Annotated in this window: 33 protein-coding genes and 2 pseudogenes; 30 read left to right on the forward strand and 5 right to left on the reverse strand. The window is 55.0% G+C overall.

Annotated elements, in window-relative coordinates:
- The first annotated feature begins 163 nt into the window (after positions 1 to 163).
- Entirely contained in the window at positions 164 to 820 is a 657-nt protein-coding gene (locus ACLJRE_RS21395) for an MgtC/SapB family protein (RefSeq protein WP_410957604.1), read from the forward strand.
- A gap of 223 nt (positions 821 to 1,043) precedes the next feature.
- Here ACLJRE_RS21395 and ACLJRE_RS21400 read toward each other — a convergent pair whose 3' ends face one another.
- Complete coding sequence (locus ACLJRE_RS21400) at positions 1,044 to 1,235, reverse strand: glycogen synthase (protein WP_410957577.1); 192 nt, start codon at positions 1,233 to 1,235, stop codon at positions 1,044 to 1,046.
- Positions 1,236 to 2,638: 1,403 nt separating this feature from the next.
- Here ACLJRE_RS21400 and ACLJRE_RS21405 point away from each other — a divergent pair.
- The 4 genes from ACLJRE_RS21405 to ACLJRE_RS21420 all read left to right on the forward strand — a co-directional run bounded on the left by ACLJRE_RS21405 (position 2,639) and on the right by ACLJRE_RS21420 (position 5,312).
- Positions 2,639 to 3,268, forward strand: coding sequence for a ParA family protein (locus tag ACLJRE_RS21405; protein WP_042313791.1), 630 nt, complete (start codon positions 2,639 to 2,641; stop codon positions 3,266 to 3,268).
- A 2-nt stretch (positions 3,269 to 3,270) separates the two neighbouring features.
- The gene (locus ACLJRE_RS21410) at positions 3,271 to 3,660 is read left to right on the forward strand and encodes a hypothetical protein (protein ID WP_203435606.1); all 390 of its coding nucleotides are present in this window, start codon (positions 3,271 to 3,273) and stop codon (positions 3,658 to 3,660) included.
- Positions 3,661 to 3,943: 283 nt separating this feature from the next.
- Complete coding sequence (parM, locus tag ACLJRE_RS21415) at positions 3,944 to 4,918, forward strand: plasmid segregation protein ParM domain-containing protein (protein WP_079849763.1); 975 nt, start codon at positions 3,944 to 3,946, stop codon at positions 4,916 to 4,918.
- A 4-nt stretch (positions 4,919 to 4,922) separates the two neighbouring features.
- Positions 4,923 to 5,312, forward strand: a complete 390-nt coding sequence (locus tag ACLJRE_RS21420) for a plasmid partitioning/stability family protein (RefSeq protein WP_079849762.1) — start codon at positions 4,923 to 4,925, stop codon at positions 5,310 to 5,312.
- Positions 5,313 to 5,315: 3 nt separating this feature from the next.
- Here ACLJRE_RS21420 and ACLJRE_RS21425 read toward each other — a convergent pair whose 3' ends face one another.
- Positions 5,316 to 6,587, reverse strand: coding sequence for a Y-family DNA polymerase (locus ACLJRE_RS21425; RefSeq protein WP_410957578.1), 1,272 nt, complete (start codon positions 6,585 to 6,587; stop codon positions 5,316 to 5,318).
- The gene (umuD, locus tag ACLJRE_RS21430) at positions 6,587 to 7,009 is read right to left on the reverse strand and encodes a translesion error-prone DNA polymerase V autoproteolytic subunit (RefSeq protein ID WP_410957579.1); all 423 of its coding nucleotides are present in this window, start codon (positions 7,007 to 7,009) and stop codon (positions 6,587 to 6,589) included. The genes ACLJRE_RS21425 and umuD overlap by 1 nt, the downstream gene beginning before the upstream one ends.
- 529 nt (positions 7,010 to 7,538) lie before the next feature.
- On the opposite strand from umuD, the gene ACLJRE_RS21435 reads away from it, so the two are divergent.
- From ACLJRE_RS21435 to ACLJRE_RS21450, 4 genes and pseudogenes are all read left to right on the forward strand, one after another.
- Complete coding sequence (locus ACLJRE_RS21435) at positions 7,539 to 8,474, forward strand: DUF1281 domain-containing protein (protein WP_410957580.1); 936 nt, start codon at positions 7,539 to 7,541, stop codon at positions 8,472 to 8,474.
- A gap of 32 nt (positions 8,475 to 8,506) precedes the next feature.
- Positions 8,507 to 8,854 carry a hypothetical protein gene (locus ACLJRE_RS21440; RefSeq protein ID WP_410957581.1) on the forward strand — a complete coding sequence of 116 codons (348 nt, stop codon included), beginning with the start codon at positions 8,507 to 8,509 and terminating at the stop codon, positions 8,852 to 8,854.
- Between the two features lie 242 nt (positions 8,855 to 9,096).
- Entirely contained in the window at positions 9,097 to 9,795 is a 699-nt protein-coding gene (locus tag ACLJRE_RS21445; RefSeq protein WP_410957582.1) for an alpha/beta hydrolase, read from the forward strand.
- 17 nt (positions 9,796 to 9,812) lie between these two features.
- Positions 9,813 to 9,929: pseudogene (locus tag ACLJRE_RS21450) on the forward strand (RNA-guided endonuclease TnpB family protein); the annotation flags it as partial.
- A 6-nt stretch (positions 9,930 to 9,935) separates the two neighbouring features.
- Here the strand turns inward: ACLJRE_RS21450 and ACLJRE_RS21455 are convergent.
- Positions 9,936 to 10,718 (reverse strand): alpha/beta fold hydrolase, encoded by a 783-nt coding sequence (locus ACLJRE_RS21455; RefSeq protein WP_410957583.1) that lies wholly within the window; start codon positions 10,716 to 10,718, stop codon positions 9,936 to 9,938.
- 484 nt (positions 10,719 to 11,202) lie between these two features.
- Between ACLJRE_RS21455 and ACLJRE_RS21460 the strand changes: the two genes are divergently transcribed.
- The 10 genes and pseudogenes from ACLJRE_RS21460 to ACLJRE_RS21505 all read left to right on the forward strand — a co-directional run bounded on the left by ACLJRE_RS21460 (position 11,203) and on the right by ACLJRE_RS21505 (position 16,350).
- A complete protein-coding gene (locus ACLJRE_RS21460) occupies positions 11,203 to 11,883 on the forward strand; it encodes a DNA methylase (protein WP_058216376.1) in 681 nt (226 codons plus the stop codon).
- Complete coding sequence (locus ACLJRE_RS21465) at positions 11,883 to 12,104, forward strand: hypothetical protein (protein WP_079849756.1); 222 nt, start codon at positions 11,883 to 11,885, stop codon at positions 12,102 to 12,104. The genes ACLJRE_RS21460 and ACLJRE_RS21465 overlap by 1 nt, the downstream gene beginning before the upstream one ends.
- Positions 12,105 to 12,114: 10 nt before the next feature.
- Positions 12,115 to 12,534, forward strand: a complete 420-nt coding sequence (locus ACLJRE_RS21470; protein ID WP_058216377.1) for a DUF1380 family protein — start codon at positions 12,115 to 12,117, stop codon at positions 12,532 to 12,534.
- A gap of 55 nt (positions 12,535 to 12,589) precedes the next feature.
- Positions 12,590 to 12,994 carry a DUF1380 family protein gene (locus tag ACLJRE_RS21475; RefSeq protein ID WP_410957584.1) on the forward strand — a complete coding sequence of 135 codons (405 nt, stop codon included), beginning with the start codon at positions 12,590 to 12,592 and terminating at the stop codon, positions 12,992 to 12,994.
- A gap of 67 nt (positions 12,995 to 13,061) precedes the next feature.
- Complete coding sequence (locus tag ACLJRE_RS21480) at positions 13,062 to 13,829, forward strand: hypothetical protein (protein WP_410957605.1); 768 nt, start codon at positions 13,062 to 13,064, stop codon at positions 13,827 to 13,829.
- Between the two features lie 419 nt (positions 13,830 to 14,248).
- Positions 14,249 to 14,677 carry an antirestriction protein gene (locus ACLJRE_RS21485; protein WP_079826976.1) on the forward strand — a complete coding sequence of 143 codons (429 nt, stop codon included), beginning with the start codon at positions 14,249 to 14,251 and terminating at the stop codon, positions 14,675 to 14,677.
- Between the two features lie 66 nt (positions 14,678 to 14,743).
- Positions 14,744 to 15,166, forward strand: a complete 423-nt coding sequence (locus ACLJRE_RS21490) for a DUF1380 family protein (RefSeq protein WP_131065715.1) — start codon at positions 14,744 to 14,746, stop codon at positions 15,164 to 15,166.
- Positions 15,167 to 15,209: 43 nt separating this feature from the next.
- Positions 15,210 to 15,620 carry a hypothetical protein gene (locus ACLJRE_RS21495; protein ID WP_410957585.1) on the forward strand — a complete coding sequence of 137 codons (411 nt, stop codon included), beginning with the start codon at positions 15,210 to 15,212 and terminating at the stop codon, positions 15,618 to 15,620.
- 13 nt (positions 15,621 to 15,633) lie between these two features.
- A complete protein-coding gene (locus ACLJRE_RS21500) occupies positions 15,634 to 15,825 on the forward strand; it encodes a hypothetical protein (RefSeq protein ID WP_410957586.1) in 192 nt (63 codons plus the stop codon).
- Between the two features lie 170 nt (positions 15,826 to 15,995).
- Positions 15,996 to 16,350 (forward strand): annotated as a pseudogene (locus tag ACLJRE_RS21505) (DNA polymerase III subunit theta).
- A gap of 99 nt (positions 16,351 to 16,449) precedes the next feature.
- On the opposite strand, the gene ACLJRE_RS21510 reads toward ACLJRE_RS21505, so the two are convergent.
- Entirely contained in the window at positions 16,450 to 16,683 is a 234-nt protein-coding gene (locus tag ACLJRE_RS21510) for a hypothetical protein (protein WP_410957587.1), read from the reverse strand.
- Between the two features lie 271 nt (positions 16,684 to 16,954).
- Between ACLJRE_RS21510 and ACLJRE_RS21515 the strand changes: the two genes are divergently transcribed.
- The 11 genes from ACLJRE_RS21515 (at position 16,955) to ACLJRE_RS21565 (ending at position 24,787) form a co-directional block, all read left to right on the forward strand.
- On the forward strand, positions 16,955 to 17,182 hold the full coding sequence (locus tag ACLJRE_RS21515) for a hypothetical protein (RefSeq protein WP_410957588.1): 228 nt from the start codon (positions 16,955 to 16,957) through the stop codon (positions 17,180 to 17,182).
- Positions 17,183 to 17,274: 92 nt separating this feature from the next.
- Complete coding sequence (locus tag ACLJRE_RS21520) at positions 17,275 to 17,505, forward strand: hypothetical protein (RefSeq protein ID WP_410957589.1); 231 nt, start codon at positions 17,275 to 17,277, stop codon at positions 17,503 to 17,505.
- A 51-nt stretch (positions 17,506 to 17,556) separates the two neighbouring features.
- Positions 17,557 to 18,939 (forward strand): DUF3560 domain-containing protein, encoded by a 1,383-nt coding sequence (locus ACLJRE_RS21525; RefSeq protein ID WP_410957590.1) that lies wholly within the window; start codon positions 17,557 to 17,559, stop codon positions 18,937 to 18,939.
- Between the two features lie 46 nt (positions 18,940 to 18,985).
- On the forward strand, positions 18,986 to 19,549 hold the full coding sequence (locus tag ACLJRE_RS21530; RefSeq protein ID WP_410957591.1) for a class I SAM-dependent methyltransferase: 564 nt from the start codon (positions 18,986 to 18,988) through the stop codon (positions 19,547 to 19,549).
- A 464-nt stretch (positions 19,550 to 20,013) separates the two neighbouring features.
- Complete coding sequence (locus ACLJRE_RS21535) at positions 20,014 to 20,322, forward strand: hypothetical protein (protein WP_023208074.1); 309 nt, start codon at positions 20,014 to 20,016, stop codon at positions 20,320 to 20,322.
- Positions 20,303 to 20,866, forward strand: a complete 564-nt coding sequence (ssb, locus tag ACLJRE_RS21540; protein ID WP_410957606.1) for a single-stranded DNA-binding protein — start codon at positions 20,303 to 20,305, stop codon at positions 20,864 to 20,866. Before ACLJRE_RS21535 ends, ssb begins: the two co-directional genes overlap by 20 nt.
- A gap of 54 nt (positions 20,867 to 20,920) precedes the next feature.
- Positions 20,921 to 21,163: a DUF905 domain-containing protein gene (locus ACLJRE_RS21545; RefSeq protein WP_410957592.1), complete on the forward strand. Its 243-nt coding sequence runs from the start codon at positions 20,921 to 20,923 to the stop codon at positions 21,161 to 21,163.
- Positions 21,164 to 21,234: 71 nt separating this feature from the next.
- Positions 21,235 to 23,265: a ParB/RepB/Spo0J family partition protein gene (locus ACLJRE_RS21550; protein WP_410957593.1), complete on the forward strand. Its 2,031-nt coding sequence runs from the start codon at positions 21,235 to 21,237 to the stop codon at positions 23,263 to 23,265.
- Between the two features lie 39 nt (positions 23,266 to 23,304).
- Positions 23,305 to 23,739 (forward strand): conjugation system SOS inhibitor PsiB, encoded by a 435-nt coding sequence (psiB, locus tag ACLJRE_RS21555; RefSeq protein ID WP_410957594.1) that lies wholly within the window; start codon positions 23,305 to 23,307, stop codon positions 23,737 to 23,739.
- The gene (locus tag ACLJRE_RS21560) at positions 23,736 to 24,464 is read left to right on the forward strand and encodes a plasmid SOS inhibition protein A (protein WP_023208069.1); all 729 of its coding nucleotides are present in this window, start codon (positions 23,736 to 23,738) and stop codon (positions 24,462 to 24,464) included. Before psiB ends, ACLJRE_RS21560 begins: the two co-directional genes overlap by 4 nt.
- The gene (locus ACLJRE_RS21565) at positions 24,461 to 24,787 is read left to right on the forward strand and encodes a theronine dehydrogenase (protein ID WP_410957595.1); all 327 of its coding nucleotides are present in this window, start codon (positions 24,461 to 24,463) and stop codon (positions 24,785 to 24,787) included. Before ACLJRE_RS21560 ends, ACLJRE_RS21565 begins: the two co-directional genes overlap by 4 nt.
- Positions 24,788 to 24,870: the final 83 nt, after the last annotated feature.

Here is a 24,870-nt window from a genome sequence, read left to right on the forward strand (position 1 = left end):
TCGTTCGAGTACAGAAACTGGCTAAAACTGAATAGCAACGAATGTAACTTACACTGCCGTTTTACGCGAGTTGAATCACATTTATCGTATCTCTTCAGTTTTAGCCTGTTGCCTCATATTCACTCACGGTCTACCAGAGGAGCTGCATAAAATGGATTCTTCAATCATCACGGACCTGCTAATCAGAATTGCTCTCGCCGGTTTTCTCGGGGGACTTATTGGAATCGAGCGTCAGTTACGCGCGAAGGAAGCCGGTCTGAGGACGCACATCCTGGTTGGTATGGGCAGCGCCATGTTTATGATCGTCTCCAAATATGGGTTCGAAGATATTCTCAGGGAAAATCATGTAGCTCTTGATCCTAGTCGGATTGCAGCTCAGGTGGTAAGCGGTATGGGATTTCTGGGCGCCGGAACTATCATTATTCAGAAGCAAATCGTCAAGGGTCTGACAACAGCTGCTGGAATGTGGGTCACCGCTGCTATCGGTCTGGTTATTGGTAGTGGCCTGTATGAGATTGGGATCTACGGGGCCTTTCTGACGCTTATTGTGCTCGAGGTTTTCCGCCAGCTCAGTAACCGGCTGCTGAGTCGTCACTGTGGATTAGAAGTAAAACTCCGGCCAGAAAGCGTTTGCCGGGTGTTTACCACCCTTCAGTCGATGCCTGGTCGCTTTGCGTTTCGTTCCCTGAAAGAAAATGCCTCTGAGGAAAAAATGTGGACACTGTTTCTGGTGTTGACGCTGCGTCCCGGACGTTCAATCGATGAGATTGCTCCAGTCCTGCTGGACATTGAAGGGGTTAAATCCGTCACTATTCGGTAAACCCAGCAGGTATCTGGCTGGTGATAAAATGATGACGGATGTCTCTTATTTTCCCGCTTTCATAGTAACGGTGAAAACCTGCCGCTAAAAACGAGCAGTGCAGCTGTAACTAACAACATCAGCAGCAGAAAATTCACACAGCAGAGACGATGGCGAAAAAGGGTATGTCGGCGCGCCCGCTGGCGGCGTGAGTCCATCTTCATGCTATCTTCTCGACCCGTTATCACTGCAGTTCCTGGCGGGATATGGCCAGCCAGTGCCGGTAACGTTCCGTGAACCATGCCCGGTGTGTTTCATCCATATTCCCGGTCAAAGAATCAATATCCACGGTTCTTCCCTGTGCCGCCATTTGTGCAAATGTGATGACCAGAAATTCAAAATTACGCATTGCATAAATATCTTCAACCTTTTTCATTTTCTCCACTCCGTCGGCCTGAAGGGAACAACCTCCAGGGGGTTCTTTTATAATCATCCGACGATAGGCACATGAATGTGATGGTTTTCTCAAAAACAGGCCTCCACTAAAAGTGAGCCGGGGCCGGGCACAGGTGGGCTGCAGGCCTGTTCTCAGACACCAGATGCGCAGAATGTTAAAAGCGGGGCGTAAAAAAAGCCGCGAGAGCGACTTTTATCATCGAAGTGACGAACTATCTGAGGGGGTGGGGCAAAGCTGTGTGGATAGTGAACCTTCATTGTATGTTTTTTCAAACGGCAAACCACACGGCATCCCGATCTTATACATGAGAATCATCGCCCAGGCACTGAAGCCGACCAACACTGCCAGCACAAGAATTCTAAACTTTTGTTTTGAGTGGCGTAACGACAAAACAATCCCTCAATATGGCATTTATGCGATTATACCAGGCTGGCCCAATCGACTACCAACAGAACGGCTGCAGACGCGGATCACCGTCATTTTTGGCCTTATGAGTACTCTGAAATTGTCCCTTCGGGCGTCATCTTCATCGACTCTTCTCATGCTCTTCTGTCATCTTGCGAGCGTAATACACCGCTCCAGATAACGCGCAGACCATAACGCCGCTCGCAAATGACAGAATCGCCAGAAAGACCACATTACACAGTATCAGGGAGATACCGGATATAATGAGACTGCATCCTGATAAGAAGGTGCTGATCCAGGACATTTCTTTAAGGGACTCGTTGCTAAAGCAGATGTATCTGTTGATAAAACTCATTTAGTCATTGTTCTCCGTTTTCACCCGGACGAGTCGGGGTCAGGTCGGCTGGCCACTGAACATCAAGGCTGACAATCACATCCGGTGGCCGGAACGCAAGGGAGAGGTCGTTAGTGTATCCTCGCCCTACTTTTTCTGTTCATTAGTTTATCACTGGATAACATGGCTGACCCCCTCAAATTAGTTAATGAGGAATTGATTGAAAATTTAATAGCTGCAATCTTTCTGCAATATAGCTGCAAGATTGCAGTTTCGAATTTTACGCACCAGGCCGTTGTTACTGAATCTTTCATCAGTTCCGTACTGTCTGGATTGCTTCTATAACGCTTCAATCAAGTAGCAATCTTGCAGCATGATTTTTATGTTGCAATCTATCTGCAATATAGCTGCAAGATTGCAGTTTCGAGCTTTAACGCACCAGACCGTCGTGACTGAATTTTTCATCAGTTCCGTACTGTCTGGCTTGCTTCTATAATGCTTCAATCAAGTAGCAATCTTGCAGCATGATGTTTTATGTTGCAATCTAGCTGCAAGATGCTAGATTGATGCTCAGATATTGACCTCTGCTGTAGGGGTTCTAATTCAAGTATGCTGCAATCTTGCAGCAATACCGGAGGGCTTTATGGCCTGGATAGTTGGATTTATATCGCAGAAAGGCGGGATTGGTAAAAGCACAAAGGCCAGAGCACTGGCCCGGGAAGCTACCAACAGCGGTATTAAAACTAAGCTCGCAGACTTAGATCTTGAACAGGCAACCAGTTCGGACTGGCATCGCCGTCGTCTGGCGGCCGGTTTACCTCCTGCTGCTTCAGTTGAGTTGTTTGGAACAGCAAAGCAGGCTATCGAGTCAGCAGGTGATGTCGACCTGCTGATCCTTGATGGGCCCGCACGAGCAAGTAAGGGAACCCTGGAAATTGCCAAAGTCGCTGATCTCGTTGTTCAACCGACAGGGGCTTCGCTCGATGATTTGATACCTGCAATTAAGGTATTCAATGCTCTCGTTAAAGATGGCATTCCTCGCTCCAAGTTAGTCTTTTCGTTAAGCCGTGTTGGCACCGAGGCAGAAGAGGCTGAAGCCAGGGCATATATAAGTGAAGCTGGCTATGAAACATTAGCCGGTTGTTTGTATGAGTTTCCTGCCTATCGGCAGGCAATGAATGCGGGTTTAGCTGTGACGGAAACGCGTTATAAGCGGCTTAAACAAAATGCCGATGAAGTTATACAGTCGCTTATAGACAAGATTGGAGAATAGTAATGGCTGATGCGTCAAAACTTAAAAATAGATCGCGAAAAAATCTGGGGTCTCCTCCGGGACCAGAAGAGGTTGCGACCAGCCTTAATTCACCGGAAGTGGCTCCTGTAGCTGTCGTCCCTGATGCCGCTGAGCAAACTGTACCCGTGCCACCGGCTTCTTCTGTACCTGAAACAACGACACCGGCGACGACTCAGGTGAGCAATTCCGCGCCGTACATCCGTCGTGATGGCCGTTCAGCAAGAAAAACATATCGTATTATTCCTTTTGCGACCAGGGTAACCCCTGAATTTGATAATGAAATTCGTGACATTGCAGAGCGCGAAGGTATCAAACTGGTCGAAGTTCTTGAGAACGCGCTTATCGCTTATAAGGCACAGAAGGGGTATTAATCCTGATAGCAGCATGATTGCTGCTATCTTTTTGATTATAGAATCTTGCTGCAATATTGCAGCTATCATAATGCAATCTAGAATTTTGATTGCTGCTATCTGAAAGCTATCTTTATGCTAGATTGCTGCTATGAAAATGCGTTATGATACTCAAAATGAGTATCACTGGATGTGCGGCAAATACTCAGATTGAGTATTAACACTCTATTTGAGGGCCTTCCGCTCGCACCTGAATGACATGGGTTAGGTATAAATACTCAATTTGAGTATCAATGGAGATAGTATGAATATTGCTTGTGATGATGGCTCTACCACAGTAAAGCTCGCATGGTTCACAGATAAAGGTAAATTGAAGACAGGTTTGTCTTCCAACTCATTCCGTCAGGGCTGGAAAGTAGAAGGGATGGGCGCACGCCAGACCTTTAACTATGAACTGGAAGGCAAAAAGTACACTTATGATGAAGTCAGTAACGAATCCATCCTGACTACTCATATTGAGTATCAGTATACCGATGTGAACGTCCTCGCTGTGCATCATGGTCTTCTGAACAGCGGATTAAAACCGCAGCCGGTCTCTTTAACAGTGACTTTGCCCATCAGCGAGTTCTATACAAAAGAGTGCCAGAAAAATGAGCTGAACATTCAGCGTAAAATTGACAACCTGATGCGACCAGTAAAACTCAACAAGGGCGAAGTGTTTACCATTGAACACGTTGAAGTTATGCCTGAGTCACTGCCTGCCGTTTTTGCCCAACTGGTAAAAGACAATGTAGGACCCTTTGAAAAATCTCTTGTGATTGATCTGGGGGGCACCAGTCTTGACGTCGGACTTATCGTTGGCCAGTTCGACTCAGTCAGCGCAATTCACGGAAATGCAGAAATTGGTGTGTCTATGGTAACCAGTGCTGCACTGACTGCGCTTAAAATGGCCTCCAGTGATACCAGTTCGATGGTTGCTAATGAGCTAATCAAACAGCGTAAAGACCCTGATTTTGTACGTCAGGTTGTGAATGACGAAAGCAAAATTCCACTGGTGCTGGATACTATTGAAAGTGCTATCGCAAGTCTGGGTGAGCGTGTAGTTGATGACCTTGCCGGATTCCGCCACGTTAACCGCGTTTACATTATTGGCGGTGGTGCACCGTTGATCGAAGCCGCGGTTAAGGCCGCATGGCATCACCTTGGCCCGAAAGTCGTGATGATGGATTCACCACAAACAGCACTTGTGGAAGCTATCGCGGCATTTAAAGGGGAGTAATTCTGTGGGCGATGAGCGGAAGAAGTTTACAGTCTATCTTCATCCGGATCAGGCGGCAGACAATATATCCTTAGACATAATTGAGTCTGTACCGCGGAATGAGAGAGGGGAGCTATACCGGAGGGCTTTTATCTCCGGGCTGGCTCTGCATCAGCTTGATCCGAGACTTCCTGGTTTACTTGCTGTTTTGCTGGACAGAGATTTCAGTGCTGACCAGCTGGTCGGGTTAATTAGCCAGACTACGGGGTGGAAACCTTCCCGTGCCGACATTCGGGATATTCTCGCTGAAATAGGAACGGGTCAGGTCATACAAACTCCCCTGCCGGAAGTTATAGAGGATGAGGAAAAGCAGCGCCTCGAGCTGGCACGGGAAAAAATGAAGAAATTTATCTGATACTCAGAGTGATGCGCAGGGAATATCCGACCAACGGGTCGTATATGCCGGCGAAAGCATTTCTCTCTTCATCTGCCATTCTGGTGCAATCCCGCGTCCCGCAAACCATACTTTCCCAAGTCCTGAATGGTTAATTCCATCCAGGACTTGCATCAACTGCTCGCTGCGTTCCCGCGGCTGTACTTCATCAAACAAATTCAGCTGTGATACCCCGGTTGGTGTGAAATTGTTCAACATACAGCCTGCCTTTGCGTAACGGTGACCATCCACCCAGATCCTGTCCAGAGCTCTGACGGCAGCGGCAATGATGTCCCGTGTATCCTGCGTGGGGATGAGCAGTTTTTCACTGGCCAGATTACCGTAGTAGGGCTCGTTTATGGCGAACGGCGATGTTTTCACAAACACGGCAATATGCCTGCAGAACTGTCGCTCTCCACGCAGCTTTTCGGCGGCACGTTCAGCGTGCTGACAGACTGCCTGGCGCATTGCTTCATAAGTTGTGACACGTTCACCAAAGCTCCGGCTGCAGACTATCTGCTGTTTGGGAGGAGGTGCTTCCTCCAGTGAGATACAGCTTTCACCGTTCAGTTCACGGACGGTTCTCTCCAGTACAACGTTGAAATTTTTCCTGATAAATGTAGTGTTCGCGCGCGCCAGCTGCAGTGCTGTGGTGATCCCCATTGTGCTCAGTTTCTTTGAGATCCTGCGACCCACCCCCCAGATTTCCTCCACCGGCTGCAGTGACAGCAGTTTTTCTGTACGGCGGGGATTGCCCGGCGTTAATGCCAGAACGCCGCCAAATTGTGGCCACTCTTTGGAAGCCCATTGTGCGGACTTCGCCAGGGTTTTCGTGGGTCCCATTCCGACGCCGATGATCAGCCCTGTGCCGGAACGAACGTGCTCACGCAGCTGTCGGCCGAAATCCTCAAAATCGATGCAGCTGTCTATACCGTGAATATCCAGAAACATCTCGTCAATGGAGTACTGCTCAACGCGTGGCGCCAGCGCTTCCAGATGAACCATGACTCTGTTCGACATCGAGGCATAGAGAGCGTAATTACTGGAGAACGCGATGACCGGCTCCGGGAACTTTTGTGACTTCAGCTGAAACCACGGGACCCCCATTTTGATGCCCAGCCGCTTCGCTTCCGGACTTCTCGCAATGACGCAGCCATCATTATTTGAGAGAACGACAACGGGTTTGTTTCGCAGGTCAGGGCGAAAAACCTTTTCGCAGCTCGCATAGAACGAATTCACGTCAGCCAAAGCGAACATCAGTCTGTGCTCCGGGTTTTGTGTATAAAAGCCGTCACCACCCCGAAAATCTGCAGGTCTTCCGGATAAAGCGTGGGGTAGGCCGGGTTCATCGGCAGAAGGGCAATACGCGGCTTCAACTGCAGGCGTTTAACCGTGAATTCACCATCAGTCTCTGCGATGACAATGTCACCCTGCAGCGGCGTTTCGGCTTTATCGACAATCATCAAATCGCCGGAATGCAGGCCCATGTCTCTCATTGAATCCCCGATAGCCCTGACGAAGAACGTGGCCGCCGGACGGCGGATACAGTACGCATTCAGATCCAGCTCTTCTTCGGTGTAATCGGCGGCCGGCGACGGAAAACCCGCAGGGCAACGTTCGGTGAACAGCGGGGCGGTGGACTGCACCGGCTCGGGTTTGGGGGAGACAAAAACTAACATGGCATACCTCTTAAAATACCTGTTTTTATATACAGTATTATTTAAGATATTTTCTGTCCTGCAAGTGAAATTTTGCTGTTCCCCGGCAGGTCACTGTTCTGCCTGGAAAAACAGATGTCAGGTTATCCACAGAATCGGTTAATAACCCTGTGGAGGATCGACGCAGAACTGTTGGTATGTCATCTGTTCCCCTCTGGTGTTTCCTTTCCCACAGCTCCTGCTGGCCAGTCCTGCCCACCTGCTGCTGACTGCCACCCGCTGCCAGTGTGCCGCGTCCGGCCTGTCACGGGACGGGCGTCTTTATCGCTCAGGCCCGGCGTCGTTGAGATTTTACGCCATGCCCTCGCCAGTTTAAGGGCGCCCTTCAAGCCGCTTTCGCGGCATAGCCTTGCCGTCGAAAAAACTGACGGCTGCGGTATTCCACGGTCGGCGTTGACCCCTTACCGGACGCGACGAACAGGCAGCGTGCGGCAGGGAACGGTATCGCGGTGATACCTCCTGTCCACGCTGACTGTATAAGGAGCTTCCCATGCCGAACTGGTGTTGCAACAGGCTGATGTTCAGCGGTATTCAAAATAATGACGCCCTCAAAACGTGGATTGCCGGAGGCCAGCCGTCCCTGCATCGTCGCGCCAGAAAAGAGGGGATACAGCTGTTTCTGGCGGGCTGTGCCGGAATACTGCGTCCCCTGACTGAGCAATGTTACCCGCCATACCCACAACTGGTTGCTCACGGGATGGCCGCAGACAACAGGCCGTCAGGCCAGGCATACAGCGCCTGGCTGGCAATGTTTATGGCCGGAGCAGAGCTGGATGTGGAAACCTGCCACAAACTGCACCAGTGCTGGCAGGACAGCCTCATGTGCCATGCCCGCTGGGCGACCCTCAGTGAGCCGGAACAGCAGGTCATCCGTCAGCTGTACCAGCAAAAATCTTTCGACTGGGGGGACAGTTTCCGGCCTGCGCCGGTGGAGGCGTGGTGGGACAGCCTGTGCGACGTCGGTTCTGCCGTACCTGCTGCTGATCCAATGGATTTCCGCGACGTGCTGCCGACGCGTCTGGATATTGAGGTGAACGCCTTCAACGGTGGCCTGCTGACGGGTATCCCGTCGTCATATGACCACTATCTGAAGCAGTACGGGTGTAAGTGGCCGGTCGGTTATGAGGCAAATATCTGTTTCGCCGGAGAGAACACGCTGACGGTGGATTTTGACACCCCCTGGAGTCCGGTTGGCGAAGACGTTGTGGCTGCACTCAGTCAGCGGTATGGCGGTGAGGTGGAGCACTGGTTTGCGGAGCAGGGCTGTAATTACTGCGGTTATGCCCGGTACCTGAACGGTGAAACAGACGTGTATATCACTGACGAACTGGAGTGGGGCGAGGCTGACCCGGACGATGAGGACAGCTTCCCGGATGTAACCGGCCCGGAATGGATTATCAATAACGTGGCGCACTTTGGCGGCTGACCGGAGGCGGGCGGGAAACCGCCCGGACTGACATGGGAACATATCTGAATACCTGGCTGGTTGGCCTGAGTGTCGACGTCGATGGTACTGAAATGATGGTGTATTACCGGGTTTCCGCGACTGACCTGGAACAGGCCGAAGCGGGCGTTCTGGAAATGGGGCGCACCTGGTGGCCAGCCCTGAAACGTGAGGATGACCGGCATCGGTGGGAATATGCAGCAGGCGTGGTCTGGTTCAACAGCATCATTCTGCTCGATGACGTGGAGAACAGTATTCTGTGTGGCCTGAAGTTCCTCGATGCCTGGACAGTGACCGGCTCTGTGGATACGCCGGTACTGCGCGACGAGTGGGGGAATGACTGGCGGGAAATCACCCGCTGACGGATTTAGCGGCGAAAACGTTCTGTGCAGAGCGCAGGATTAAGTTGATTCGCGCTTAAAAACTTTTAATCTGCTTTATTAGCCTGGAGAACAAGCCTGGAGAACAGGATAGTTCTTCTCTCTGGTTAACTGGTAGTAATGAGGAACAGGGGGTAACAAGCCCCCTGTCAAGGCTTCGATGTAAGCTGCGGGGATTATAAATTAATAAGGATCTGACCCTATGCTCAAAACCCATTTCTCCGTTGACGGCATACCCTGCACTCTGTGGGGGGGGAAAATCGGAAGGTAAAGTTATCCTCGCCGTACACGGTAATTTCTCTCATAAGGAAGATACATGTATTGAAATTCTGGCTGAAGAGGCTGTAAAAAATGGCTATCAGGTTCTGAGTTTCGATCTTCCTGCGCATGGTGATCGTATTCACGATGAAAAAGAGTGCCATGTTATTCAGGCGGTGAGCGATATACAGTGCATTCATGCTCACGTGCGGGAACGGTTCAGTGAAATCGCACTCTTTGCCTGTAGCATGGGGGCAAGTTTTAGCCTGATAGCACTCCAGCCGGGTAATTTCAGCCAGACCTTTTTCCTTTCGCCGGTGGTTGATCTACTGGGGCTGGTCAGGAAAATGATGCACAGCGCTGGTATAGATGAAGAGCAGTTATCCCAGGAAAAGGTGATTGCTGTTACAGATGGACCGGGTTTTCGTGCGGATTATGTCGATTATCTCAGGCGGCATACTCCCGCTCCCGCAGTCTGGGAAGGAGAACTGAGTATTCTCATTGGCAGTGAGGATACTGTGGCGGATTATGCTGATGTACAGAGGTTTTCTCGTCAGCAGGGTGGTGTTATCGAAGTGGTGGAGGGAGCAGAACACTACTTTCATAAACCAGTTGAGTTAGATAGGTTACGCAGCTGGCTTCGCCGCGCGTTGATCTCAAACTGACTTTCTCTCCTGTGTGAGAGATGCCTCTTTATGTTCGTAAATGGAACTGCCCTGAAAGCAGGGCAGGCCATGATCGGGATATCAATGCGGCCCGTAACATCAACGTTGCCGGGCTGGCCGTTTTTGCTCACGGAGTGTTGTCAGATAAAGATCGCGTTATTTCCGGAGAAACGCGTTGTCATAAACTCCCTGAACAGTTGTACGGCAGATGCAGCAGTGGAACTCCATGCGAAATCCTGAAAAATATAATGCCCGCAATACGGCAATATCAGTATGGAAGCTTCCGGAATAAGCGTTTTCATTTCCAGAAGCTGTTCCGGCAGTACCATATCTCTGTCTCCGCCGACCAGAAGTACAGGCACACGTATACCAGCAAGGCATTCCCGACTGATGACAATCTCCTGGTTCCACATTTGTCTGGTTTTTGCGATATAGCTTTCCGGCGCGGGGGAGGGATTGAGTTCGCTGTACTGTCTGAGAACGTCCGGCATAGTTTCCTGAACAAACTCCACTGACAGCGCGTCAAACATGGCAAGGCATCCGTCTGACATGCCGGATCTTCCTTTATAATTTCCCGAGACAGCGATAAGACTTTTTACCTGCTCCGGAAAACAGCCAGCCATATGCAGACCGATGTTTGCCCCATCGCTGCAGCCGATGATATGAACCGGAGGCAGGTTCAGTTCACGGAGGAACGCAGCCAGTTCTCTTGCCATCAGGGCACAGTCGAAAGGCGCATCCGTGTCTGCTGTTCTGCCGTGGCCACGACGATCCACGGCAATGACGCTGAAGCCGTCCGCCAGTTCTTTCAGTAAATGTGTGTAATTGACGCAGGTATCCAGTCCGCCGTGTAAAAACAGGACCGGTTCCCCCTGTCCTGTCAGAGTGTAAAACCAGTTAATTCCCTCTGTCATTAAGCGCATCGCTATGTCCTTTCTGGATCTACAAACTCAGTTTTACTGAGTTCTGAAATGGGTAATACAGGCCGCCGGATGGCGACTTACTCTTTAATCTTACCTGGTCTTCCCGCAACAGTCCCGGTATCCGCCCGAACTCCCGCATATTATTCGTCATTAATGATGTCGCGCTGCTCCGCATCCATGCCGCGCATGGCGCGGGGATATCCACTGCCCGGAGCCAGTGTGCCGCGCCCGGACGGACACGGGACGGGCGGTTTTTCCGCTCCTGTCCGGCGTCGTTGTGATTTTACGCCATCCACTCGCCTTTTAAGGCGCGCCCTTCAAGCCGCTTTCGCGGCATATCCTTGCCGTCGAAAAAACTGACGGCTGCGGTATTCCACGGTCAGCTTGACCCGTTACCGGTCGCGGCGTACAGGCTCCGGGCAGCAGGGAACGGACGTCGTACCGACGTCCTCCTGGGTGCCCCCTGTAACCACGAGGTGTCCCTATGTCCCGTTTTATCCTGGGTAACTGCGTCAATATTATGGCCTCCTTTCCGGATCGCGCCGTTGATTTCATCCTCACCGATCCCCCGTATCTGGTCGGGTTTCGTGACCGTTCCGGCCGCAGTATTGCCGGTGACAAAACCGACGAATGGCTCCAGCCTGCCTGCAATGAGATGTATCGCGTCCTCAAAAAAGACGCGCTGATGGTGAGCTTCTATGGCTGGAACCGCGTCGATCGCTTCATGGCCGCGTGGAAAAGTGCCGGGTTCAGCGTGGTCGGGCATCTGGTTTTCACCAAAACCTACTCGTCGAAATCGGCCTATGTCGGCTACCGCCATGAATGCGCCTATATCCTGGCGAAAGGCCGTCCGGCGCTGCCACAGGACCCGTTACCGGACGTCCTGGGCTGGAAATACAGCGGCAACCGTCACCACCCGACCGAAAAACCCGTGACCAGCCTGCAACCGTTGATCGAGAGCTTCACACATCCGAACGCCATTGTTCTCGATCCGTTTGCCGGTTCCGGCTCCACATGCGTCGCCGCCGTCCAGGCAGGGCGCCGTTATATCGGCATTGAACTGATGGAGCAGTACCACAAAGCCGGGATTGAGCGCCTGTCAGCCGTCCAGCGCGCCATGCAGCGCCCGGCAGCCAACGACGTCTTTTATCCGGAGGCCGCGTGATGAACTATGCCGGACACGAAAAACTCCGCGCAGACGTGGCGGAGCTGGCCAACAGCATGAGTGACCTGCGGGACGCGCTGAACGACATGGAGCACCGCTATCGCTTTGATTCTGATGTGCTGACCGAACGCCTGGCCCGTCAGACGATTTTCCGCACCAATGCCCTGTTTATGGCGGCGTACAACGAAATTCTTGAGCTGGATACCTGCTTTAAGGACTAAGGAGAAAAACATGTACGGAACCTGTGAAACCCTCTGCCGGTTGTTGAGTGAGCAGTATCCCGCAGAAACCCCGCTGAACCTGGTTGTCTGGTCCCCGGCGGATATCGAAGCGCTGGCCGACGGAATGGAATGTGCCGTTTCTGAACAGGACATAAAGGACGTTCTGGCGCGTCTGGACGCCATACCGGAAGAAGAACGGCTTGAGTCGGGCGTGTCTGCCAGTGCGGTCATGAATTTGATTGATCAGGTGAAACAGGCCGTTCCGGCGGTGATGGTGCCGGCTGACCTGCTTGAAACCCTGCTGACGACCGCCGAACAGGCGTTGTGGCACAGGGAATGGACCGCCCGCGACGGTAATCATCCGGTGCCGGAAAGCGTGACCCGCCGCCTGGCTGATACGGCGAAAGTGCGCGCCTTACTGAAAAACTGAAACCCCACGCCGCCCCGGCGGCGTGGACTGAATCTGCTCAGAGGAACATAAGATCATGATGTACGGCACCCGTAAGGAACTGAATAAAAAGCTGAAACGTATGTTTGATAACGATGAACACTTTGCCCTGCTGGTCTGGACGAAGCAGGACGTGATGGCCCAGGTGGAAAACATGACGGAAAGCGAGGCCAGTGCCATTTTGCAGGAAATCGGCAGCGTGACCGGGCATACCGAAGAGGGCATTTCATTTCGCACGGTCCAGGAGATGTATGCCGGATTACGGGCCGACATCCCGACTGTCATCGTTCCCACCGATCTGCTGGCCCGTCTGACTGACGTCGCGGGGCTGGCGCTGGACGCAGAAGACGCCCGGGCCTGGCCGCTTGTTTGCCAGCATTACCCGTCCGTGGCTGATGCCCAGGCCGATATCACGTGGCTCAGGCAGCTCCTGGCCGCCTGATGTGACTGACCGCCCCGCCCGTTCTGACGGGGCGACACTTCCCGTACAGCATACAGAGAGAAAAACCATGAATAACGATACCCTGAACGCCCTCATTCTGCGCCACGGTGACAATCTGCTGCGCCGGTCCGGCTGGCCCGACTCAGTTGGTATGACGCCCGTCGCGCCCGAAACCGTACCCGGCTGGCTGTACGCCAGTGGCGTGCTCGATGCAGACGAGATCCTGACGCTGACAACCCGTCTTTGCCAGACTGAAATGGGGGGACGGGCACATCTGCTGACCGCCAGTGCGCAACGGCTGGCAGGGACACCCGCCCGGCTGCATCTGTACCCGGCGCAGTCTTATCCCCGGCCCGAAGCCCTGTCTGACTGTACGTGTATCAGTCTGCCCTATGCCCGGGAATGGCTGACAAAAGACGAATGCGACGACCTGCTGGCCTTCCTGAAAGATTTCATTGACCGGATCTGTGACATTGTTCGTCAGGACGCGAAGCGCATCGCGGCGGCTCTGGTACCGTCAGCCGCCCCACGGCTGATGGAAAAACGTTTCGGAGACTGGCGACTGGTTGCGGACGAATACGAACACGACAACTGGCTGGACAGTGAGGACGGGGAACGGCTGGATCAGGTGCTGGACGGCATACTGGTCCGGGATGCGCGGTTTTGTCCGGTCCTGCTTACCCTGGTAAATGAGTCCCGGGAAGCAATCGAAGCGGCCGGGGTGATGACCGATATTCTGCGTTTCCCGGGGGAACCGGTCCGCCGCTGGTTTGACCGCCGCGTGTTGCGGGATGTCATGAATGAGGTGCGCAACACTGCCCCCACAGGGGATTAAGTCAGGGAGGGAAGGGGGAAACCCCTTCTTTTATCCGCCGGTGACTCAGAAGCTGAAAAGGATGTCGCCGGCTCCGCTTTTATGGCGGCCCCGTCCCTGCGTGACGTGGCCTGGTGGTTTTCCACTCTGTCAGTCCGGTGCCGTGTGCGGGCTGTGCCGTGCATCCATCGTAGTCGGGCTGTCGTGGATACAAGGGTTCGCTGGCGCCGCTGCGGTCACCCGGTCCTTCCTTCACGTCAGCCGCGATCTTCCGGTCGTTCGACCGCTCAGGTTTCACGGTCTCACCCTTCAGCTCCCGTCTGCCGTGCGCGTCAGGCTGCGGCTTCCCTTGCGCCCTTGTATCCCCGACTGATCGCCCGACTGGTCTGGATGCACGGCACCGCCCGGTGTCGCGGAATATGTGATTACGGAGGTTTACCATGCAGTTAGCTACACGTCAGCACACCCTTAACGTCGAAGAATCTGACCGCCTTTCTTTCCTGCCGTACATGTTCGGCAACGATTTTATGCTGGCTGAATTACAGGTGTATGCCCTGGCAAAACAGTGGATGCCGGAATACAACGGTGGTTTCTGGCATTTCATCCGTCTGCCGGAAGGCGGCGGGTACATGATGCCTGACTGCGATCGGGTACACATGATCAACGGTGAAAACTGGTTTGATCGTACCGTCAGCGCCGACGCCGCCGGAATTATTCTGACCTCGCTTGCCATTAACCGCCGTTGCTGGACGCATCACGACTGCGGCAACGCTGCACTCACACATCTGTATATGCTGCGTGATACCCAGCTCTGGAACCACATCGTTTTTCACCCTGAATGCAATGCCATTTATGCCGCACTCGACTGATTAACCGACGGGGCGGCGATGCCGCCCCACTGTAACCGCCATTCATCAATTAAAGAGAAACATGCCATGTACGGAACTGTCAGTGAAATCTGTATTGCTTTGCTGAAACAGCATGAAAACAACAAACAAATCGCCGTTATTACCTGGACGCCGGAGGACGTGCGTGAAGCGGGCGCGGAGTACAGCCCCACGGACGACGATGTGTCTTATGTGCTCCGCGTCATCGGTAAAGCAGGCAGTGCCGGAGTGTGGCGGTACGGGTTAGGACTGGAATTTGTCGCCGATGAACTCAGCAAAATTTCCGCTGCGCGGGCATCGCGCCAGATTGCTGTACCCGAAGATGCGCTGCGTGTCCTGTTGCCCCTGATGGAAGCCGGAATGAACATTCCGCGTTATCAGATGCCGGACACGGCCGCCGAGGAATGCGCCGCGCTGGATATGCTCAAAACCCTGCTGGCAGTGCCGTTTACGCCGCGTCCGGCTGAATAACAGACGGGGCGGCGATGCCGTCCCTTTTAAAGAGGAATAAAAAATGTACGCACCCGTGAAAGAAATCATGACCGATCTCCTGAAATATAACCTGTCATCCGATGAAGCATTGCTGGTTCTCTGTATTACCCGTGAGGATATCCGCATGTTGACCAGTGAGTGGAATTTATCCGAGGACGATATTACGTGCGTCATGCAGCGACTGGATGCGACGTATGATCAGGGGGCCGATGTGAGCATGGTCCGTGGCATCACTGAAGAACTGATGGACGAGCGCCGCGCAATACGTGATGTCAGCGTTCCGGCCAGTGCATTGCAAAAAATAATGTTACTGGCAGGCAGTGAACTAAATCGGTTGTACGCCGTGGCAGAAGAAGGGGGTGGTAATGCAGATGCATTTGTGTCTGAAGAACTGGACGCCATGCGCCAGTTACAGACCGCGATCGACGCATAAGAAGGAGTAACCCGTGAATATTAAACCGGAAACCCGCGAAATTCTTCGCCAGTACAAAGCACTTATTAATGCCCGCCGCCGTGATGCCGACCAGCGTGAACTGACAACCGCGCAGGTCGTGGATGAAATCTGCGAATACATGACCTGTCAGTGTGCCGTGTACATCGGCGGTCACTTTATCTTACAGGGAGGAAAGGGCGGGTAAGCAGGATGGCAGGCGGTTATGCCGCCTGTCAGCCCGCGCGAAAAACCATGCAGGCTGCCGCCTGCGGGGGAAGGACCTGCGCCGCGCTTCGCGCCGCTCAACGTCCTTTTCCCCCCTGACTCAGATGGCATACACTTACAGCGGGTTTACATTTCCGTCGGAGTATATTGATGTCTGTATTTAATCTCGCGGCAACATCGAAAGAAGATCAGGATAAAGTGGTCATTGACCTGGTCGCTTCAGGTGTGGCGTATAAAGAAAGGCTGGCTATGCCGGTGGTCGCTGAACTGGTGGTCAGAGATGTACCTGAACTTCTCAGAGCGTATTTTTGGGGGAGATTGCACTATTACCGCCAGTTCAGTGAGCAGCTCCCTGACAAAAATGCCCCGGAATATGCCAGAAAAGAGGATGAGGTTAAAAAATAGCGCCATTCCTGATGCTTTCTGCCCGTTGCAGGCAGGTTTTTTCCCATGCCGGGTGACAGTTTTTTCTGGCCAGTGTGTGAGTTTTTTTTCCTGCCGGTGATAATACGCTGCCTGTTCCTGTTCCTGTTCCTGTTCCTGCTCCTGTTCCCTGTCTGTTTTTGCTGACGCCGGGCGACTTCCCTGACGGGAACCGGGGCTGTCATGCTTCGCACCGAGCCAGCTGCGCTGTCTCTGCCCGGCCCTTCGGGCAGCGGGTTTCCATCCCAGCTGTCGCAACGTCAACGGCAGGCTTGCTGCGACCGTTCCGGTCACGCCGCCCCTGGCGCGCCGTGGCCTGCGCTTTTTGCACCCCGACGGTAAGGCTGCCGGGCTGTAAGGCGCAACGCCGTTTCGCGTGCCGCGCCCCGACGTTGCGGCGGGTCCCTGCTCTCATCCACTTCCGGTGCCTTTTCACCGTTTAAGCCCCTTTCGCCTGGGCTGAGACAAGCACAAACGCTGTCAGCCGTCCAGGGTAAATGGCACGCGGTAAACCGCGCCCAGGACAGCTGCCATCGCCCGTGCTCGTTTACGCCCCTGCGGCGAAGGTTCTCAAACGGGTGAAGTTAAATACCAGAGGGAACAGCGCAGCAGGTTCCCGCAAACGTCAACACCGCGGCTCCCGAAACTCAACGGGTGATGTTCTTTAAAAAACAGGAGGAAGAAAAATGCAGGCTCAGGCGATGCGTGTTTATCAGATTGCGTTCAGCGGACGCGATGCACAGGGCGTTTTACCGATGTTTACCCGTATCAACGCCACCACCGGAAAGCGGGCTGTCAGGGCATTTATCGAACGTTATCAACCCGTCAGCGGCTGGCTTTTAGGCGACCCCGAAGACATTACCGACAAAGTACAGAAGGAGGCAGAAGGGGCGGGCAGCAACCCGCAGACATGAAAAAAGCAGGGTAAACCCTGCTTTCTCCACGCTGTAAAAATCGCTCGAACGGTTTTTACAGCTTCATTAACTACCAGAAGGAGTTAACTAAAGTGACGATAACTATTGTTTCACCTTCCACAGAGGCTGTAAAGCCCCGCCGTCATACGCGCATCATTCGCGCCGACCTTCCCGCATCTGAGATTAACCCCGAATTAAAGGCATTCGGGCGACATATCGCCAGACGTATTCGCAAGGGGCGCGGGGTGCATATTCCCGCGATGACAAATACCGCCTACGGGCAGGTACTCCGCACGCTTGAACTGAAACGCGCATTTAACTGATGAGGTGAGCCGCCCCGCGAGGGGCGGCAACCGCAGGAAGGAGAAACCCACATGACACAGAATACCGCACAGACACTGACTGCCAGCATCACCCCGCCGCCCGCGTATGAAAACAGCCCCGCGCAGTCGTACCGGGCGACATACTCCCCGGATGACAACAAATTGCGCCTGTATGCCGCGCTGCGTCTGGATGATGAAACGTATCAGAAGATCCACGCTGTGGGTTTTCGCTGGGCGCCGAAACAGGAACTGTTTGTCGCGCCAGCCTGGACGCCAGCCCGTGAGGACGTGCTTCTGTCGCTTGCCGGAGATATTGAAGACGATGACAACACCCTGTTTGACCGTCAGGAGCAACGCGCCGACCGTTTCAGCGGCTACAGCGAAAAACGCGCCGGGGAGTCAGAGCAGACGCTCGCGCAGGTGGACGCGCTGGCGTCGGTTATCCCGTCCGGACAGCCGATCCTGATTGGCCATCACAGCGAACGCCGCGCGCGACGGGATGCGCGGCGTATTGAAAACGGTATGAAACGCGCCGTGATGCTCTTTGAACGTGCGGAATACTGGGAAGATCGGGCGCATGCATCCCTGCGTCTGGCGAAATACAAGGAACGCCCGGATGTGCGTTACCGCCGTATCAGAAAGATTGAGGCGGACAAGCGCAAGGCGGAGCGGAATATTGCACAGGCGCAGAAATATCTGACGATGTGGCGGGCGCAGACGCTGGATCTGAAAATGGCGCGGCTTATCAGCAATTACGATCATATTTACACCTGTTTCACGCTGGAAAAATACCCGCGCCCGCCGGAGAAAAGCCAGTACGAAGGCCAGATGTCCCTGCATTCCGCGCTTGAGAATGAGATTATTACTTTTGAACAGGCCCGCGACATTGCCGCCCCATATCATGAACGCACGATCCGCCATCAGCAGCGCTGGCTGAATCATTACCAGAACCGCCTGGCCTATGAACGCGCCATGCTGGACGAAAGCGGCGGTGTGGTCACCCGTACCCGGGATTTTGAGCCGGGCGGGCAGGTCCAGAGCCGGGGTGAATGGCTGACCATCATCCGCATCAATAAAAGCGGCGGTGCGGTCAGTTCGGTGGTCACCCCGTATTACAGCTTTATGCGCTGCAACGGGACCATGACACTGACGCCCGACCGCATCACGGACTATAAAGCCCCGTCAGCGGAAGAAGCCAGCGCCGCAAAACAGGCCGCGAAACGCCCGCCGATCGTCAATTATCCGGGAGAGGGGTTCCGGGCGATGACCAAAGCCGAATGGTCGAAAACCCCGGCGGATTATAAGTCGGTCCGGGGTGTCGCTGAAAATGATGAGCATGGCGCGTACCGCTTCCGCCGAATCATGACCAGCGGTTACACGCTCGATAACGTGTACATCACCGACATGAAAACCGTGGCAATCCCGAAAAAATAACCGACAGACTCCCCGGCGTTGCGCCGGGGAGATAAGGGCCATTCATATGCACAGTGAACTCAAAAACCGCATTCAGGCGATGCAGGCCAGACTGGACGGGCGCACACCCGTGGCCGAAATCCGGGTCAGCTCGCAGCTTTTCGTTACGCCCGATCCGGTCTGTCGTCAGATGGTTGACCTGGCAGAGCTTAACGATTCTGACCGGATACTGGAGCCGGAGGCCGGAACGGGGGCCATTTTACGGGCCATTCGGGAGGCTGTCCCGCTGGCGCGGTGTGATGCCGTGGAGCTTAACGCCGCGTTAGCCGCGCATCTGCGGGCGGCGTTTCCGGGCGTTAACGTCTGGTGCGGGGATTTTCTGGAATACCAGCCGGAAAGCCTCCTGACCAGAATCCTGATGAATCCGCCGTTTCAGTATGCGCAGGATATCCGCCACATACAGCACGCCTTAACACTGCTCGAATCAGGCGGAATACTGACGGCGGTTTGTCTGAACGGGCCACGCCAGCAGAAGATCCTGAAACCCCTGTCTGATGTCTGGGAGCCGCTGCCGCGTGGCACATTCACGTATACCGATGTTTCAACCGTCCTGCTCAGAATTCAGAACTGACGGACACAGTGAGCCGGGCGGGGGAGTATGCCCCCGTCTGGCCGCGCAGGAAAAGGCCGCGCGCCTGCGGCGCTGAAGGGGGCCGCGCTTCGCGCCGCCGCCCTCCATCCGCGTCTGTTCATGGTCTCTTTGGGCGGGCTGTCAGTCGGGTGCGTTTTTTCCCTGCTGGCTGACAGGGTGATGCTTTCTGTTCCTGTTCATTCTGCTGCTTCCCTGTGTTTTTGAAATCTAAAATGTCAGGATGCTGGCCCCCTTCGGCTCCTGACCAGCTGGCGCTGTCCAGTCGTCGAGCCCCACTCCGCCAGGGCAGCTGCTGCGCACCTGCCAGTCTCCGCCGAACCCCTGCGGGTTTCGGGCCATACGGCTAGGGTCTGATGGCGAAAGTCAAAAGCACGCTTGCTGTGACCTTCCGGTCACGCCGCTCTCACTGCCGGCGATGGGGCTGCCGGCGCTAAGGAAGCCAGATGAATCTGGCTTTTTTTCTGGTGTCCTTCCTTTGCTCCAGGTCCCGGGTGCTGTGTTTTTCGCGGGTCAGCCTGCGTCAGGGGACGGAAAAGTCAACAGGCCGCGTGAACGCTGGCCGCATTAATTTTTTTCGCCTCAAAGGGACGGCGAAAAAAATGAACGCGTCCCCTGTGGACTTTACCGCCGCGCCTGCCGCTTACGTCTTCCCACGAAAAGCCCCTCACCCCGGAGAAAACCGGCAGAGGGAAATACACCAGAAAGAAGCCAGAGGCTTCAGGGAGCAACATGATGGCAACACGCGGCGTTAACAAAGTAATCCTGGTCGGAAATCTGGGGCAGGACCCCGAAGTGCGTTACATGCCCAACGGGGGCGCGGTGGCAAATCTTACCCTGGCCACGTCAGAAAGCTGGCGTGACAAGGCAGACGGGGAGATGCGCGAACACACCGAATGGCACCGTGTTGTTGTCTTTGGCAAGCTCGCTGAAATTGCCAGTGAATATCTGCGTAAAGGCGCTCAGGTCTACATCGAGGGCCAGTTACGCACCCGCAAATGGACCGATCAATCCGGTCAGGACAAATACACCACCGAAGTGGTTGTCGGGCAAAACGGCACCATGCAGATGCTCGGTCGCCGCGACAGTCAGTCGCAGCAGGGCGGTCAGCAGTTCAGCGGTCAGCCACAACCGGAGTCACAGACCCCACCAACAGCGGCAAAAGGTGAGGGCAAAGCACCAAAAAGGGCAGGGAAGTCTGCCAAAGGAAAAAACGCCGCAGCACCGCAGCAGCCGCCAGCGCAACCTCAGCCTCCGCAGAATGAGTGGCCTCCGATGGATGACGACATTCCGTTCTGACGCGGCTGATTTTCACTGATGCCCCGTCAGACGGGGCTTACACAGGAGCACATCATGACAGATAACACCACGTCCCCCCTGAAATCCCTGCCTGACGGGGCTTTCACCCGCGAACAGGCCAAAGCGGTGGCGGCACAGTATCAGAATGTGGCCATCGAGGACGATCAGGGGACGCACTTTCGCCTGGTCGTTCGCAAGGATGGCGAAATGGTCTGGCGCGTCTGGAATTTTGAACCGGGCGGCGAGTACTGGATGAACCGTTACATCCGGGACTACGGCATCCGTAAAACGCAGTAAGCAGTAAGAGGTGCCGGACAGGATTAGGCCCTGTCCGGCAGACAATCATCAATATCAGAGAGGTATTAACTATGTCAGTCACCGAGTCTAAAGCAAAAAAGGCAAAAAAAGCCAGCCCTGAAGCGGCTGCACAGTCAGACGTTCTGGTTGCCGCGCTGGACAATTCCCCTGTGCGCTACACCGCCTGGTCCCGCCTGTTTATTGGCGATCTGAACTGCCGCGTTATCCCGCACACGCCGGAAGAAATCAGAGGCTATGCCGACAGTATTTATGCGGTCGGGCAGATCCATAACATCGTGGTGGTGGAATGTGACGATGGTCGGCTGGAGGTGGTTTGCGGCGGGGGACGGACAAAAGCCATCGGTCTGCTGGTTGAAGAAGGGAAGGTAAACCCGGATCACGAATGGATCTCCTGCAAAGTGGTTCCCCGCGAACTGGCACGGGCTGTCTCCCTCACGGAAAACGGCAGACACAAGACCATGCACCCCGCCGAACAAATCGCCGGATTCCGCGCCCTGGCTGAAGAAGGGAAAACGCCAGCGCAAATCGGGGACCTGCTGGGCTACGGTGTGAAGCACGTCCAGCGCATGCTCAGGCTCGCAGGACTGGCTCCGGTTATTCTTCAGGCGCTGGCAGAGAACAACATCACCACCGAACACTGTCAGGCGCTGGCGCTGGAAGATAACCCTGACCGTCAGGTGCAGGTGTACGAGGCGGCGTGTCGCGAGAGCTGGAACAATAAACCGGAAGTACGTGTGATCCGTAACCTGATCACCGACAGCCAGGTTTCCACCCTCAACAACAGCAAGTACGCATTTGTAGGGGAAAGCGCATTCTCCGGCGATGAAATCCGCGCTGACCTGTTCAGTGACGAGCAGGGCGGTTTTGTGGACAAACTGGCGCTGGATACGGCCCTGCTGGAAAAACTCCAGGTGGTTGCTGAATGCCTGAAAGAGGCCGAGGGCTGGGCATGGGCTACCGGACGCATGGAGCTGGTCAGTTCTCACGGCGAGGACAGCGCGGTGTACCGGATTCAGGATGAGCCTGACGCGGTTTACACGGAGCAGGAACAGCAGCGCATGGACGAGTTGCAGGACCTGTATGACGAGAACCAGACCGCCAGCGATGAAACCGACGCGCTGGAATCAGAGATGGAGGCCATCGACTGTGCGGCACAACTCCGGGCATGGACGCCGGAAATGCGCGCACAGTCCGGCGTGGTGGTGTCATGGCGTCAGGGTGACGTTTATGTCCAGCGCGGAGTGATCCTGCGCGAACCGTCTGAAACGGAAGAGGAACCTGCCCAGGTTAAAACGTATGAACGCCAGCCAGAGCCTGTGGATGATATCAGCGTTCCCCTGCTGACCAGAATGTGTGCGGAGCGGACGCTGGCAGTCCAGGCTGCACTGATGCAGCAACCGGAAAAATCCGTGGCCCTGCTGGCATGGACGCTGTGCCTGAACGTGTTCGGCAGCGGCGCGTATAACCGACCCGCGCAAATTTCCCTGGACTGTAAGCATTACTCCCTGACGAATACCGCCCCGTCCGGTAAAGAGGGCATGGCATTTCTGACGCTGATGCAGGAAGGGCAACGCCTTGAAACACTGCTGCCGGAAGGGTGGAAACAGGATTTCACCACTTTCTTTACCATCAGCACTGCCGATCTTCTGGCCCTGCTCAGTTTCTGCGCGGCATGCAGTCTCGATGGTATGCAGACGCGTGGCACCGGAGGCACCACCCGCAGCCCGCTCGATAAGCTGGAAAACGCTCTCGCTTTCCATCTGCGCGACTGGTGGCAACCGACGAAGGCTGATTTCTTTAGTGGCCTCAGAAAGCCACAAATCATCGCCGCACTGAACGAGGCCGGACTGACAGGCGCGGCGCGGGACGCGGAGAAGATGAAGAAAGGCGATGCGGCTGAACTGGCAGAGGACAAAATGCGGGACACCCGCTGGGTGCCTGTCTGGATGCGCGCCCCTGACGCAGAAAAATCCCCGTCTGATGCACAAAACGACGTATCTGATACCGAAAACGGCAGCGTTGATGCACCCGATGCGGCTTTTGATGCAGACAGCCACCATACCCTGCCTGATGCAGCCTGATAACGGAGGCCGCCCCTTCGGGGCGGCAGTAAGGAGAAAATGATGCGCAACATTCTTATCCCCGCTGTACTGAACACCATGATCCCCCAGGAATTTGAAGACTGGCGCGACGGCGGCGAAGACCTGCGCCGCGAAATGACCCACGCCGTGATGCGTGACCTGACATGTCCCGCAGGCTGGGACATGAACGGGGAGTACCGCAGCGAGTTTGGTGGTTTCTTCCCGGTGCAGATCCGTTTCACGCCAGCCCACGGCAATTTCAGCCTGGCGGTATGCAGTCCCGGCGATATCAGCCCGTCCTGGATGGTGGTCTTTATTCCGGTCAGCGGTCGCCCGTTCTCTGTTATCCGCACGTTGCCAGCCTGGTCGCCGGAGGTTATCACGCATACACTCAGTCTGGTGGCTCACCTCGATGCCGATGGTTACAGTCAGGCAAGCATCATCAGCGTTCTGGCGATGGAGGGTGCAGCATGATCCACTCTTCACGCGCCCTCGTCACCCTGAAGCCAGCCCGTCAGGCGGCCTTACAGGCCATTCTGACGGTGGAAGAATCCCGCCGCCGTGGAGCACGTCTGCCCGCGCTGCCACATGCGCGTACTTTCTTGCGTGTGCTGACCGGCAGCAGCCGGATTAACACGACAGTGGCACAGCGTATTCCCGGCCTGAACTGGGAGCCGAAGAACCGGATGACCAGCCTGAAACAGGTGGAAGAGGCGCTGGACCGCCTCATCTCCAGCCACGGGGAGTATTGCCCGCTGCCGCTCTCCGTGGATGTGCAGGCCGAACTGTTCCCGGAGGTGATGCACACGCGCACAGATCGCCGGATGCAGCGTGAGAAAATCGCCTTCAACCGCAAAATGCGCCGGGAGGAAAAGGCGCTGGAGCATACCTGGCTGCTTCGCCAGAACCTGCTGGGGCAGGCCATGACGGAGCTTAACTTTCAGTCGCCGGAAACCATCAGTGCCTGGTATACGCGCTGGGCTGACGAGTTTGACGCGCGGGAGCTGGCGCAGGGGTTCTGGCAGTGGCGGACGCGGTTTGCCTCGCTGAAGTCGCTGGACTGGCTGCGCGACAGCGATGAGCCGCTGTACAACGTGATGTATGAAATCCGGTTCATCGTCCGGGAAACCCCGGCACATGTGCGCGAGGCCGAGCGCTGGCTGGTACCCAACAAGCTGACGGACCGGAGCCGGGGATGAAGTGGCGCTATTCGCTGCGCTGGAAGCAGCCGCACAGACCGTGTCCGGGGCCGCATGAACTGGTATCGGAAGTGGTGGAGGCCGGGCAGCCCGCGCCTGAATCCGTGATGGCGCGCTGGGTGGCAGGTGCCGGGTATGCGGTGTGTGTGGATTTCCTGGATGAGAGGCAGGTAAGGCGCTGGAGCGATGAACGGAAGGCGGCTGCCCGCAGACGAAATCTGGAACGCCGCGTAAACCGGATCGCGCCGTTGTTTGCTGATGAACTTATCGAGCGGGAACTGGAAACCAGACCGGAGTATTTTCGCGGAAAATCAGCACGATAAAAGCAGTAATCCTGGTCAGGCAGTGACGGTGTGCGGTATAATGGCGATGGCGCTTGAGGCTTTTTGCCTCATGACGTGAAGGT

The organism is Salmonella sp. SAL04157 (genome assembly GCF_046551635.1).
Taxonomy (GTDB): domain Bacteria; phylum Pseudomonadota; class Gammaproteobacteria; order Enterobacterales; family Enterobacteriaceae; genus Salmonella; species Salmonella enterica.